12 protein-coding genes and 1 riboswitch are annotated in these 13,345 nt (G+C 72.4%); of the genes, 5 read left to right on the top strand and 7 right to left on the bottom strand.

Annotation, left to right across the window (positions count from 1 at the left end):
* Positions 1 to 41: 41 nt before the first annotated feature.
* The 3 genes from AB0B48_RS01105 to AB0B48_RS01095 all read right to left on the bottom strand — a co-directional run bounded on the left by AB0B48_RS01105 (position 42) and on the right by AB0B48_RS01095 (position 2,749).
* Positions 42 to 1,049, bottom strand: a complete 1,008-nt coding sequence (locus AB0B48_RS01105; protein WP_357194058.1) for an inorganic phosphate transporter — start codon at positions 1,047 to 1,049, stop codon at positions 42 to 44.
* A gap of 4 nt (positions 1,050 to 1,053) precedes the next feature.
* A complete protein-coding gene (locus AB0B48_RS01100; protein WP_053655020.1) occupies positions 1,054 to 1,680 on the bottom strand; it encodes a DUF47 family protein in 627 nt (208 codons plus the stop codon).
* A 127-nt stretch (positions 1,681 to 1,807) separates the two neighbouring features.
* A complete protein-coding gene (locus tag AB0B48_RS01095) occupies positions 1,808 to 2,749 on the bottom strand; it encodes a PPK2 family polyphosphate kinase (RefSeq protein ID WP_355005826.1) in 942 nt (313 codons plus the stop codon).
* 189 nt (positions 2,750 to 2,938) lie between these two features.
* Here AB0B48_RS01095 and sigJ point away from each other — a divergent pair, with 189 nt between their 5' ends.
* Entirely contained in the window at positions 2,939 to 3,904 is a 966-nt protein-coding gene (gene sigJ, locus AB0B48_RS01090) for an RNA polymerase sigma factor SigJ (protein WP_357194054.1), read from the top strand.
* 24 nt (positions 3,905 to 3,928) lie between these two features.
* Here the strand turns inward: sigJ and AB0B48_RS01085 are convergent, their stop codons facing one another.
* Entirely contained in the window at positions 3,929 to 4,435 is a 507-nt protein-coding gene (locus AB0B48_RS01085; RefSeq protein WP_357194051.1) for a DUF402 domain-containing protein, read from the bottom strand.
* Positions 4,436 to 4,539: 104 nt separating this feature from the next.
* Here AB0B48_RS01085 and AB0B48_RS01080 point away from each other — a divergent pair, with 104 nt between their 5' ends.
* A complete protein-coding gene (locus AB0B48_RS01080; RefSeq protein ID WP_357194048.1) occupies positions 4,540 to 6,744 on the top strand; it encodes an ATP-dependent DNA helicase in 2,205 nt (734 codons plus the stop codon).
* A 118-nt stretch (positions 6,745 to 6,862) separates the two neighbouring features.
* Here the strand turns inward: AB0B48_RS01080 and AB0B48_RS01075 are convergent, their stop codons facing one another.
* A complete protein-coding gene (locus tag AB0B48_RS01075; RefSeq protein WP_357194045.1) occupies positions 6,863 to 8,227 on the bottom strand; it encodes an AI-2E family transporter in 1,365 nt (454 codons plus the stop codon).
* A gap of 105 nt (positions 8,228 to 8,332) precedes the next feature.
* Here AB0B48_RS01075 and AB0B48_RS01070 point away from each other — a divergent pair, with 105 nt between their 5' ends.
* Positions 8,333 to 8,671, top strand: coding sequence for a co-chaperone GroES (locus AB0B48_RS01070; RefSeq protein WP_091402887.1), 339 nt, complete (start codon positions 8,333 to 8,335; stop codon positions 8,669 to 8,671).
* A 93-nt stretch (positions 8,672 to 8,764) separates the two neighbouring features.
* Positions 8,765 to 8,932, top strand: coding sequence for a hypothetical protein (locus tag AB0B48_RS01065; RefSeq protein ID WP_167337262.1), 168 nt, complete (start codon positions 8,765 to 8,767; stop codon positions 8,930 to 8,932).
* Between the two features lie 203 nt (positions 8,933 to 9,135).
* Here the strand turns inward: AB0B48_RS01065 and AB0B48_RS01060 are convergent, their stop codons facing one another.
* Positions 9,136 to 10,626 carry a PrsW family intramembrane metalloprotease gene (locus AB0B48_RS01060; RefSeq protein ID WP_357194042.1) on the bottom strand — a complete coding sequence of 497 codons (1,491 nt, stop codon included), beginning with the start codon at positions 10,624 to 10,626 and terminating at the stop codon, positions 9,136 to 9,138.
* Between the two features lie 23 nt (positions 10,627 to 10,649).
* Positions 10,650 to 10,770: riboswitch (SAM riboswitch) on the top strand.
* Positions 10,771 to 10,816: 46 nt separating this feature from the next.
* On the opposite strand from AB0B48_RS01060, the gene AB0B48_RS01055 reads away from it, so the two are divergent.
* Entirely contained in the window at positions 10,817 to 12,076 is a 1,260-nt protein-coding gene (locus AB0B48_RS01055) for an aminotransferase class V-fold PLP-dependent enzyme (RefSeq protein WP_357194039.1), read from the top strand.
* Positions 12,077 to 12,100: 24 nt separating this feature from the next.
* Here the strand turns inward: AB0B48_RS01055 and AB0B48_RS01050 are convergent, their stop codons facing one another.
* Positions 12,101 to 13,336, bottom strand: a complete 1,236-nt coding sequence (locus tag AB0B48_RS01050; RefSeq protein WP_357194036.1) for an FUSC family protein — start codon at positions 13,334 to 13,336, stop codon at positions 12,101 to 12,103.
* Positions 13,337 to 13,345: the final 9 nt, after the last annotated feature.

Below are 13,345 nucleotides of genomic sequence, written 5' to 3'. Positions count from 1 at the left end.
CCGGCCACGGCTGAACCGTGACCGGGGGCCCTTCCGGAGACTCAGCCGAAGAGCGGCCGGACCAGCAGGTACGTGACGCACGCGATCAGCGCGGCGGCCGGGAACGTGATGATCCAGGCGAGCACGATGTTGCCGGCCACGTTCCAGCGAACCGCGGAGAGTCGCTTGGTCGCGCCCACACCCATGATCGCCGAGGTGATGGTGTGGGTGGTGGAGATCGGGGCCTTCAGGACCAGGGCGTTGAAGTAGAGCACAGCGCTGGCGACGGTCTCGGCGGCGAAGCCCTCGGGCGGACCCAGGTCGATGATCTTGCGACCGAGGGTACGGATGATCCGCCAGCCGCCGGCGTAGGTGCCGAGGGCGAGCATCGTCGCCGAGGTCCAGAACACCCAGCCCGGGATGTGCGTCTTGCTCTCCTGGAAACCGCCGGTGTAGAGCGCCAGCACCACGATGCCCATGGTCTTGGCGGCGTCCTGCATGCCGTGGCCGACCGACATGGCGGCTGCCGAGGCGGTCTGCGCCCAACGGAAGCCCCGGTTGAGCTTGCCCGGCTGTCCCTTTCGGAACAGCCACAGGATGGCCAGCATCAGCAGGTAACCGAGGGTGAGGCCGACGATCGGCGACAGCACCATCGGCAGCAGCACCTTCACGCCGATGTTGCCCCACTGCACGATGCCGCCGGTGGAGAGCAGGGTGGCGCCGACCAGGCCGCCGAAGAGCGCGTGCGAGGACGACGAGGGCAGACCGAAATACCAGGTGATCAGGTTCCAGGCGATCGCTCCGAGCACCCCGGCGAAGACCACGCCGAGGCTGCTCACCCCGGTGGGGAGGGTGACCAGACCGTCACCGACGGTCTTGGCGACGCCGGCACCGAAGTGGGCGCCGATGAAGTTGCCGACCGCGGCGAGCCCGAGGGCGATCCGCGGTGTCAGCGCCCGGGTGGAGACGCTTGTGGCGATCGCGTTGGCGGCGTCGTGGAAGCCGTTGGTGTAGTCGAACGCCAGGGCCACCGCGATCACCGCCAGCACGGCGATGAGTTCAGGGGACACCGGCTCAGGACTCCTTGACGGCGATGGTCTCGACGGTGTTGGCCACGTGCTCGAAGGCGTCGCAGGCAGCCTCCAGCTCGTCGGCGACCTCCTTCATCTTCAGCACCGTCAACGCGTCGTACTCACCCGAGAAGAGGCGGACGAGCAGCTGCCGGTTGATCCGGTCGCCCTCGTTCTCCAGCCGGTTGCACTCGATCCAGTAGTCCTCGAGGTCCTTCATCGACTTCAGCCGGGGCATCGCGTCGGCGGTCAGCTTGGCCTGCTGGTCGAGCACGTTGACCATCTCGTGCAGCTCGCGGGGCAGCGCCGGAAGCTCGGTCAACCCGTACAGGTAGAGCAGGTCGCCCACCGCTTCCAGGTGGTCCATCACGTCGTCCAGCAACGAGCCGAGCCGGTAGATGTCCTCCCGGTCGAACGGGGTGATGAAGGTCGAGTTGATCTTCTTGTACAGGTCGTGGGTGATCTGGTCGCTGTCGTGCTCGACCTCGGTCAGCCGCTCGCTGACGGACTGCACGTCCACGCCGGGCAGGGCCAGTTCGTTGAGCAGCGCGGTGCCCCGGACCAGGTTCTGCGCGGCCCTGGTGAAGAGCTCGTAGAAGGCGCCCTCGGTGGGGCGGAAGGAAAACTTCACAGCACAGACCTCGTCGCGTCGGTGGAAGGGTGGCGGTGCCCGAGAGCGCCCGCTCGGTGAATGCTAGGAAACGGCGGAACCGGGAATTCGCCGGCCCACCCCTGGCCAGGCGTCATTCACCGCTCGTTCACCTGCCGTTCATCTCGGCCGCCCCACCAGCACCCGCTCCCCCAGCCAGGAGGCGCTTCCGCTCCCGCGCCACGTCGAAATCGGCAGCCGGATACCCCAGTTCGAGCGTGTCGAACGTCTCACGCAGCAGGTGGGCCACCGCCCAGTCCCGGTACCACTTGCGGTCCGCCGGCACCACGAACCAGGGCGCGGCGTCCGTGCCGCACCGGCTCAGGGCCTCGGCGTACGCAGCCTGGTAGTCGTCCCAGTGCCCTCGCGAGTCGATGTCGGAGGGGTTGTACTTCCAGTGCTTACGCGGGTCGGTGAGCCGATCCATCAGGCGCTTGCCCTGCTCGGCGTACGAGATGTGCAGCATCACCTTGATCAGGGTGACGCCGCCCTCGGTCAGCTCCTGCTCGAACGAGTTGATCTCGTCATAGCGGGCTCGCCAGGTCGTCTCCGGCACCAGCGAGCCGACCCGGGCGATCAACACGTCCTCGTAGTGCGAACGGTTGAACATCCCCACGTAGCCCTGCGGTGGCAGCTCACGCCGGATCCGCCAGAGGAAGTCGTGCCGCAACTCCTGGCGGGTCGGCGGTCCGAACGAGCGGATGTGCAGGCCCAGCGGGTTCATCGCGCCGGCCACCCGCTTGATCGTGCCGTCCTTGCCGCCGCAGTCCATGGCCTGGAGCACCAGCAGCACCCGCTGCGCCGGCCGTTCCGACCCGGTCTTGGCCATCGCGAAGAGCATCTCCTGCTGCCGGCCCAGCTCCTCGCCGACCAGTTCCACCTGCTCCCGCGCCCAGGTCTTACGGTGCTCGCCGCGGCCTGCGGGCTCCGGTAGGCCGGGCATGGACCGCGGGTCGATCGCGCCGAGATCCACCGGCGCGGTGACCCGCAGCAGGTCCCGCACGGAACCGCCCTCGGGTGCCACGACCTGCCCTTGCTGGGGTGCGCTCATGCACGGATCATCGCCCACCCACCGCCGTTCCGCCCGCCGAGGCCCACCTCCGAACCTGGCCCGCCGATCGGCACCGACCGACCTGCGCCCACGGCGAGCACCGGTTTGCCGGGCCGTCTCGGGGCAGCCGTGGAGCCCGCTCGGCGGGAGGATGTAGTCCGGGACGCCGACCGGAAGGGGTGGTGGGTCGTGCGGGAGCTGGCGACGGAGTTCGAGGCCGAGCGGGGCCGGTTGCTCGCGGTGGCCCACCGGATGCTGGGCAGCCGCAGCGAGGCGGAGGACGCCGTACAGGAGACCTGGCTGCGCTACGCCGGGGCGCTGGCCGACCCGGCGGCCCGCGCCGAGATCAGAGACCTGTCCGCCTGGCTGACCACCACCTGCGCTCGGATCTGCCTGGACGTGCTCCGCTCGGCCCGGGTCCGCCGGGAGGCGTACCCGGGGCAGTGGCTGCCGGAGCCGGTGGTGAGCCCATTGGGCGGCCGGTCGCCGGCCGACGGCTACGCGCCCGACCCGGCGGAGCGGGCGGTGCGCACCGACGAGGTCGGCACGGCCCTGCTGGTGGTGCTGGAGCGGCTCGCGCCGGAGCAACGGGTCGCCCTCGTCCTGCACGACGTGTTCGCGCTGCCGTTCGCCCGGGTCGCGGGGGTGCTCGGCACCACCGAGGTGGCGGCCCGGCAGCTCGCCTCCCGGGCCCGGCGGGCGGTCACCTCGCCGGACGTACCCCGGCACACCGCCGACCCGGCCGAGCAGCGTCGGGTGCTCGAGGCGTTCGTCGCCGCCACCGAGTCCGGCGAGTTGGATCAGCTGCTTCAGGTGCTCGCGCCGGACGTGGTCTTCGTCGGCGACTCGGGCGGGCACTTCCCGGCCGCCCGCTGGCCGGTGTTCGGCGCGGACCCCGTGGCTCGCCTCACGCTCGGCCTGTTCGGCCGGACCGGCCGGTACACCGGCCGGGTGCTGGCTCGGCCCGTGCTCGTCGACGGCATTCTCGGCCTCCAGCTGGAGACCACGCACAGCGATGGTCGACCGATCCGCCTGGTCACCGCGTTCGCTGTCGACCAGGGCCGGATCACCGCCATCTACAACCAGCTCAACCCGGAGAAACTGACCGACCTGCCACCACTGGGCGCCGACGACGGCTGGCCGCCACGCTGGTGAGCCGGCCAGACCGGCCGTGCGGCCTCAGACCACCAGGGCCAACCACTTGCGGTACGCGGTGGCGAACGGCTCGGTGCCGTCGCCGAGCGCCCTCAGCAGCCGCTGTGCCGCGGCCTCGGCCTCGGCCACCACATCCTCCGGGTAGCCGAACCGGGCCCGGTGCTCGGCGAACTCGTCCTCGTCGAGCAGCTCCACCAGGCCGGTGGCCCGACGCCTGACGACGTCCAGGTCCAGGTCGATCAGGTGGACCGTGTCGTCGGACTCCCAGCGGGCCGGGGTGGTGATGTCGCAGTAGACCTCGCTGGTGCGGGGTGGGGGGTTGAACATGCCCGTCCACCAGGCGCGGTGTGGCACCAACAGCACGAACGGGATCTTCTCCACCGAGGGCCGGCCGTGGTAGACCGACTCGGTGCCCTCCGGCACGCCGAGCCAGACGCCGAGATCGTCCTCGGTGAGCCGACGGGCCGGGTAGTCGCGGTGGGCGCTGCCGTCGTACTTGCGGTAGATCACTCGGACCATGTCGCTCGGCATGATTCGCACCCTAACCGATACAGCCCAACGCGTCGTAGCGTGGCCGTAACCGGACGGGGTCGGCTGCTACACCTCGCCCCGGTCGGCATCGCGCCACGCGGCGGATGGGCGCGGTCGGTGTCGGCGGCGCCGGGTACCGTCGCACGGTGACTCCGCCCCGCACCGCCACCGGTTCCGCCACCCCGTCGGCTCGTGCCAAGGGCCGGCGGCGGGGTGCCCGACCCAGTGGCACCGAGCTGCTGGCGGCGGCGGTCGGCGCGGTGCCCGGCGGCGCGGAGCGCCCCGGCCAACTGCAGATGACCACGGCGATCGAGGAGTGCGTGGCCGGCGGCGAGCATCTGCTCGTGCAGGCCGGCACCGGCACCGGCAAGTCGCTGGCGTACCTCGCGCCGGCGCTCACTGTGGACGGTCCGGTGGTGGTCTCCACTGCCACCCTGGCGTTGCAGTCGCAGCTTGTCGACCACGACCTGCCCCGGCTCGCCGACGCGGTCGAGCCGGTGCTCGGCCGTCGGCCCACCTTCGCCGTGCTCAAGGGCCGCCATCACTACCTCTGCCTCGCCCGACTGGACAACTCCACCGAGGAGGAGCCGGAGGACACCCTCTTCGACGCCCCCGCGGCGCGCCCCGGCGGCGCGGTGAAGTGGCTCGGTGAGGCGGGCCGGCTGGGCAAGCAGATCGAGCGGCTACGCGACTGGGCCGAGAAGACCGCCACCGGCGACCGGGACGAGCTGGACCCGGGCGTCGAAGACCAGGCCTGGCGGCTGGTGTCGATGCCGGCCCGCGAGTGCGTCGGCGCGGCCCGTTGCCCGTTCGGGCAGGAGTGCTTCGCCGAGGCGTCGCGGGCCCGCGCCCGGGAGGCCGACATCGTGGTGACCAACCACAGCCTGCTCGCTGTCGACATGCTCGCCGACCGGCACATCGTGCCGCCGCACAAGCTGCTCATCGTCGACGAGGCGCACGAACTGGCCGACCGGGTCTCCTCCGCCGCCCAGGCGGAGCTGGTGCCCGAGCTGATCGACCGGACCACCCGGCGGGCCCGTACGCTGCTGCGCCCGGAGACCGCCGAGGCGCTCACCGCCGCCGGGGACGCCCTGGCGGTCGGGCTGGCCGAGGCACCGGCCGGGCGGATCACTGCGGGGCTGCCGACGCCACTGCGGGAGGCGTGCACGCTGCTCGACGCGGCGACCCGCTCCGCCCTGGACGCGATCGGCGACATCAAGGCCGACGACCCCGACCCGGTCCGTAAGCAGCAGGCCAAGGCCGCCCTGGACGAGCTCTCCACCACCGCGCAGCGGCTACTGGAGGAGGGCGACCACGACGTGGCCTGGGTGGAGAAGAACGACAGCGGCAACCGCCGGGCGCTGGTGGTCGCGCCGCTGTCGGTGGCCGGCACCCTCGCCACCCACCTGTACGACGAACGCACCGTCGTGGCCACCTCGGCGACCCTGGCGCTGGGCGGCCGGTTCGACACGGTAGCCCGTGCCCTCGGACTGGACGCGCCACCGCCCGCCCCGCCGACCCCAGCCGCGGCCGCACAGGCCGCCCGCACCGGCCCCGGCCGGCCGGCTGCCGAAGCGCCCGGCCGTCGCCTCGCCGGCGAGGTCACCCCGAACGCCGTCGTCCCGGCCACCGAGGGCCCCGGGTGGCGGTCACTCGACGTCGGTTCGCCGTTCGACTACGCCCGGCAGGGCATCCTGTACGTCGCCGCGCACCTCCCCCGCCCCAGCGTCTCCGGGTTGCCCGATGCTGCCGGGGAGGAACTGCTCGGGCTGGTCGAGGCGCTCGGTGGTCGTACTCTCGGGCTCTTCTCCTCCCGGCGGGCCGCGCAGCAGGCGGCGGAGCTGTTGCGTGCGCGGACCGACCTGCCGGTCCTGCTTCAGGGCGAGGAGGCGCTGCCGCTGTTGGTGCGTCGCTTCCGCGAGGAGCGCGCCAGCTGCCTGTTCGGGGTGATGTCGCTCTGGCAGGGGGTGGACGTGCCCGGCGACGCCTGTCAGCTCGTCGTCATCGACCGGCTGCCCTTCCCCCGCCCGGACGAACCGCTGGCGGCGGCCCGCGCGGCGGCGGTGGACGCGGGCGGCGGCTCCGGCTTCGCAGCGGTCAGCGTGCCGATCGCGGCGGTGAGGCTGGCCCAGGGCGTGGGCCGGCTGATCCGGGCGACCGGCGACAAGGGCGTGGTCGCGGTGCTCGACTCCCGACTGGAGACGGCGCGGGGCTACGGGCCGTTCCTGCGCCGCTCGCTGCCCCCGTTCTGGTACACGACCCGCCCCGAGGTGGCCCGAGGCGCACTGGAACGCCTCGCCAAGTCCTGACCCTCGCCGCGCCGCACCTGGGCCGCTCTGACCGGCCCACGATCGCGCTACAACAAGGAAAGAGTGGTCTCCCGCTGGCGGGAGGCCACTCTTTCCGTGATCCTGCGTGATCGCGGCCCTAGGGGGCCTGGGAGGCGACGACCACGGCGTCGGGCGGGGTGTCCGGCACCCTGCGGGCGGCAAGCCGGCGGACCGCGGTGTTCAGCACCGCGATGAGCGGCACGGAGACCAGCGCGCCGGTGATGCCCGCGAGTACGACGCCGGCAGCGATACCGATGATCACCGCGAGCGGGTGCAGGGCGACCGCCCGGCCCATGATCAGCGGTTGCAGGATGTGACCCTCCACCTGCTGCACGACGATCACCGCAGCGAGGATGATCAACGCGGTGACCGGGCCGCTGTCGACGAGGGCCACCAACACCGCCACGCCGCCGGAGAGCGCCGCACCGACGATCGGGATGAACGCGCCGAGGAAGACCAGCGCGGCCAGCGGGAAGGCGAACGGGATGTCGAAGGCGACCAGGAAGATGCCGATGCCGACCGCGTCGATGAAGGCGACAAGCACTGTCGCGCGGACGTAGGCGACAAGCGTCTGCCAGGAGGCGCGGCCGGCGTCGTCGACCTTCCACCGAGCGGCCACCGGCAGCAGCCGGACCAGGAACCGCCAGATCCGGTTGCCGTCGCGCAGGAAGAAGAACGTCGCGAAGAGCACCAGCAGCGTGCCGGTCAGCACCTCGGCCAGCGTCGCGGCGGTGCTCAGCGCGCCGCTGGTGAACCTTGAGGTGTTGTTGTTGATCCAGGCCTGCGCCTCGTCGATGTAGCGGTCGAGCTGGGTGTCGGAGAGGTGCAGCGGGCCCGTCTTCAGCCAGTTCTGGATCTGCCGGACGCCCTCCGAGGACTTCTCGCTCAGCTCCGGTACGCCACGGATGAACTCGTTGACCACCAGCGTCAGCGTGCCGATCACCGCGGCCAGGCCGCCGACCAGCACCACCGCCGTCGCCAGCGACCGGGGGAACCGGACCCGCAGCAACCAGCCCACCGCAGGGGCGAGCAGTGCGGAGAGCAGCAGCGCGATGGCCAGCGGAATGATCACGATCTTGACCGTGCCGACGATCCGCAGCAGCGCCCAGGCCACCACGCCGATCACGATCAGTCGCCAACACCACGCGGCGGCGATCCGCAACCCGTGCGGAACGTCGGCGTCGTCCCGACTGGAGGTGGAGCTGTGCAGGTCCACCGGAGGTTCCGCGCCGTAGACAGCGGCGCTCGGCGGCGCGGTCGGCCCCGGCACGGCCGGCGACGCCACCCGGGCCGCCTCCGACGCGTCGTTCAACGCGTCACTCGCGGCGCCCTCGTCGGCAGGCGCCGACTCCTGTCGTGACTGGTAGGCGCGGCGAAGCCGCCCGCGTACCCGCTCGAAGCGGCTCAAGCGCACCTCCTGGCAGAAAACCCGGCCCGCCGACGGCGACAGGTCGGACAGCATACGTCCGTTCCCGACACCGTAGGGCGGTTCCACCACACAATGCCCCGACCACCTCCGGCGTAACCACCGGCCGGCCACCGTCGGCCACACGGTAGCGTCTGCGACGTGACCGCCGACAACGATCTCGACGCCGGCCTGCCGATCCGCCTGCTGCACGACCGCGTGCTGGTGCGGATGGAGGGCAGCGAGGGCGAACGCCGCTCCACCGCTGGCATCGTCATTCCGGCGACCGCAGCGGTCGGCAAGCGCCTCGCCTGGGCCACCGCGGTCGGGGTGGGGCCGAACGTGCGCGCCATCGTCTCCGGCGACCGGGTGCTCTTCGACCCGGACGAGCGCTCCGAGGTCGAGCTGCACGGCCGCGGTTACGTGCTGCTGCGGGAGCGGGACGTGCACGCCGTAGCCGCCGAGCGGATCGAGAACGACTCGACCGGCCTCTACCTCTGACGCACCTCCCCCGGCCACCAGGCCCCGTCGCGCACCGTTTGCCCAGCCGCACGACGGGAAGCCATCCGGCGACCGTGGCCCTGGGGAGGGACGATGCCGGTATTCGTGAAGAAGCTCTTGACCTGGGGCAGTGTCGCGTTCCTGATCTACTTCATGGCCTTTCGGCCGGACGGCGCCGCGCAGATGTTCCGGGCGATCGGCGCCGCGCTGATCGCAATGTTCCAGGGCCTCGGCGACTTCCTAACCTCGCTGATGACCTGACGCCCAGCGAGGCCACGCGCCACGCCACGCCACGCCACGCCACGTCGGCCGCGATCTTGCACTTACTGTCGCGGCGTAGAGGGCATTCCACGCTTTTCGACGACCGAAACTGCAAGATCGGCGCGGGCGGGGGCGGCGCGGGCGCGGGGCGTGGGCCTGCCGCGCCTTGCTGCGCTGCTTTGGTTGGGCGGTAGCCGGCGGTGTCAGGGGTGCGTTGGCGGCCAGGGGGAGGCCGGGCGCAGGCTGGGCTGACCGGGCGGGGCGTAACCCATCGGAGCCGGGGCGGGAGCCAGCACCACCGGGATCGGCACCACCGGCTCGTCCGGCGCGTCCACCGCGCGCTCGGTGCCGTCCGGGAAGCGCAGGTGGTAGCGGCTGCCGTCCCAGACCCCCGCCGGGGCCTGCGGGTCCCGGCCCACGAAGAACGACCGGTATCCGGTGATCGCGTCCAGCAGTTCCCGCTCCTCGCGGGCGGTCCGCTCCTGGTCGGCGGGTTTGCGGTCCAGGCCGCGCAGCGCCCCGTCGCGCAGCAGGGCCAGCCGGGTGGCGGCGGACTGGTAGCCCCGCATCGCCCGCACCCCGGCGTCGCCGGCCACCCGTCGCGCCCAACTGCGGGCTGCGTGCCGCCGGCCGAGACTGCTCAGGGCGGCCACCTCGGGCGGGCTGAGCCAGCCGGCGCGTACGTAGTCGGGCAGGACCCGCTCGGTGAGCCGCCCCTCCCAGGCGCGCAGCCACAGCGCCAGCCCCACGGTGCCGAAGAAGACCGGCACCATGAGGCCCAGGAAGCCGTACAGCATGATCATGGCCTCGCCGGTGGCCTGGGTCAGCGTGGGCAGCAGGTTCCACGTGCCGTGCAGCATCATCGCCAGCAGCAGACCGGCGATCGGGGCGAGCACCCGGATGCGCCGGTCCGCCGTCCGAGAGGCGATGCCCAACCCCACACCGGTCATCGAGGTGAAAAGGGGATGGGCGAACCCGAACAGCAGGATCCGCAGGATGAAGATCGCGATGACCTGCTGGATGCCGGTGGCCGGGCCGTACCGGTCGGCGCCGGACGCGTAGCCCAACCCGCCCAGGTAGAGGATGTTCTCCACCATCGCGAAGCCGACCGCGGAGAGCCCGCAGTAGACCAGGCCGTCGGTGATCCCCGACCACTCACGGCGGCGGAACACCAGCAGCAGGATCGGGCCCAGCGCCTTGGTCAGCTCTTCGATGAACGGCGCCACCAGTACCCCGGTGAGCGCCGACGGCAGGCCCCAGTCGGCGAAGCGGTTGGCCGCGAAATCGTTCACGGTGAGCGATGCGGCGGTGGAGACGAACGCTCCCCAGGCGAAGCAGAAGATCAGATACTTCAGCGGCTCCGGTTCGTACCGGTCCAGCCAGAGGAAGCAGCCGACCAGCACCGGTACCGGCAGAATGGCGGCGACCACCCCGATCAGCAGGGCCTGCGCACCGAGCGACTGGCCGAGCGTGAAGACCATGAAGACCGCGCACGCCGCGATCAACAGCACCACCCCGGCCAGCACCAGGAACCGCCGCCAGCCCAGTCGGCGCAGCGGCATTCGCGGCGTCTCACCCATGGGCGGGCCGGCGGGCGCGGGCGGGGCGGCGGGCGCAGGCGGCAGCGGTGAACCGGGCGGGGTGTCGGCCATGCGGTCAGCGTAGCCATCCGCCGCCGGCTGGTTCGGTCGCATCGGTAGCCGCTATGCTGCCGGCAGGTCACGAGCGCCAGCGTCAAGCCCCGGCTTGCTGGCCGGCAACCCTCGTCGAGTTCGCGGTGGGGTGCCCCGGGTGATGACCGGGCCCAGCCCGATCGGTGTGCTGGGCAAGCGCGGACCCCGTCCCGATGTCGCACCCGGGGTCCCTGACCCCGGAGGTTCCGGCGTGTCCGTCACTCTCGCACCCTCGCTGCCCAGCCTGCCCACCGTGCCGTCCGCGTCGCTCGACGTCCTCGGCGTGCCCGGCGAGATCAACCTGGACTACGCGGCGAGTGCGCCGTGCGCGCGGGCCGCCGCCGACGCGGTGGCCGAGCTGCTGCCCTGGTACGCCAGCGTGCATCGCGGAGCGGGAGCGCTGTCGCGGCGCTGCACCCTCGCGTACGAGCAGGCCCGGCAGACGATCGGGGACTTCTTCGGCGCTCGCGCCGACGATCATGTGATCTTCACCCGCAATACCACCGACGCGCTCAACCTGCTGGCACGGGCCCTGCCGGCCGGCACCACAGTGGTCACGAACGCCTCCGAACACCACGCCAACCTGCTGCCCTGGCCGCGCGGGTCGGTGCGGCTGCCGGTGCCCAGCGACCCCGACGGGGCGGTACGCGATCTCGCCGCCGCCCTCACCGAGCTGCGCCGGGGCAGCAGCCCGGCGTTGCCGGTGCTGGTAGCGGTGACCGGTGCGAGCAACGTGACGGGTGAGCGGTGGCCGGTCGCCGAACTGGCGCGGGTGGCGCACCGGCACGGTGCCCGGATCGTGCTCGACGCCGCGCAGCTCGCCCCGCACGCTCCGGTCGACCTGCTCGCGCTGGACGTCGACTACCTGGCCGTGTCCGGTCACAAGCTGTACGCGCCGTTCGGCGCGGGCGTGCTGATCGGTCGCGCCGACTGGCTGGACGCCGCCCCGCCCTACCTGGCCGGCGGTGGCGCCACCAGCCACGTCGGGCCGGCCACCCACGACGTGACCTGGGCGACCGGCCCGGCACGACACGAGGGCGGCACCCCGAATCTGCTCGGAGCGGTCGCGCTGGCGGCGGTGTGCAGGGCGCTCGACGAGGCGGACCAGGGCGCGCTGGCCGCCCACGAGCAGGCCCTGCTGGCCCGGCTACGGAGCGGCCTCGCCGCCCTGCCGCACGTCGTCGAGCTGCGCACCTTCGGCCCGGACGCGCCCCGGGTCGGCATCGTCTCGTTCGTGGTCGCCGGCTGGGACTCCACCGAGGTGGCCACCCGGCTGGCCGCCGAGCACCACATCGGCGTACGGGACGGGTTGTTCTGTGCCCACCCCCTGGCCCGGCGTCTGCTCGGCGAGGCGGCGGGGCGTACCGGCCGGCGGGACCTGCCGCCCACCGCGCTGCGTGCCAGCATCGGGCTGGGCAGCACGGCCGCCGAGGTGGACCGGCTGCTCGCGGCCCTGGCCGAGCTGGCCTGAGGCCCGCCCGGCGGTCGTTTCCGCTCAGCCGACCGGCGGGGCGGTGGGTGGCTTCGGCGTCTCGCCGGGCTCGGCTGGCTCACCGACCGGGCGCTCCTGCTCCCCGAAGGCGGTGCGGATCCACCGGTTCGCCTCCTCCTGCTCGATGCCGGAGGCGACCAGCAGGTCGCTCGCTGTCGTCCGGATCTGGGCGATCACCACGCTGCCGGAGAACCCCACCCCGGCGCCGTACGCCCGGCCGGACTCGCTGACCGCCCGCAGCGACCGCTCCCGGGCCTCCTCCGGCTCCTCACCGGCGGCGAACTCGTGCTTGAGCAGCCGGACCGACTCGGCGAGGTGACCGATCGCGTCCGGCATCGGATCGGGTACCGGTTCGTCGTCCTCGACCAGCGTGACGGATCGGCGGATCAGGGTGCCGCTGTTGCGCATCGCCCGGTCGATCGGGTCGGCCGCCTCGGCGTAGTGGGTCAGTTCGTCGCGGCGGTGCCAGCGGGCCGGGGAGAGGGTGGCGGTCTCCTTCGCCCCCTCGATCGCCTCGCCCAGCGTGGCCAGCTCCTCCTTGTTGTTGCGCAGCCTCTCCAGTGCTGCCTGGATGGTGGCGCGGTCCCGGTTGCGCAGCCCGTCGGCGGTGGCGTCGAGCTGGGCGGCGAGCAGGTCCAGGGCGGGACGGGCCGCCCGGTTGATCACCCGGAGTGGGTTCAGTGGCAGCAGCAACGCCGTGACCAGCAGCGCGATCCCACCGCCGAGGAACGCGTCGACGAAGCGGGGGATCTCCAGGTTCTGGGTCGACGGGCTCAGCGTCACGATCAGCACCGCCGTGGCCGCCGCCTGGATGACGATGGCCACGCTCGCTCCGGCGAAGATGGTGAGCAGGATCGCCACGGTGACCACCAGGCCGAGCTGCCACGCCCCGGTGCCGAGCAGGTAGATCAGGAGGTCGCCGACGAAAACCCCAACCCCCACCCCGACGATCAGCTCCACCGTCCGGCGGAACCGCTGACCGACCGACGCGGCCAGGGTGCCGACCGCGGAGATCGGGGCGAAGACCGGTTGCGGGTTGCCGAGCACCTTGTGCGAGATCAGGTACGCGAGCCCGGCGGCGAGCCCGGCCTGCACCGCGAGTCCGCCGGCCATCCGTACCCGGTGCAGCCGATCGTGCAGGGTAGCCCGGCTGCGGTGGCGCAGTTGCTCGGTGGCCTCGGCGATCCGTGCGCCGTCGATGTCCACCAAACCGTCGCGCAGCGCGGTACGTCGCACCATCGGCTGTCG

It is taken from the genome of Micromonospora sp. NPDC049089, from assembly GCF_040648775.1.
Taxonomy (GTDB): Bacteria; Actinomycetota; Actinomycetes; order Mycobacteriales; family Micromonosporaceae; genus Micromonospora.
This window is presented reverse-complemented; position numbering and strand designations above follow the sequence as displayed.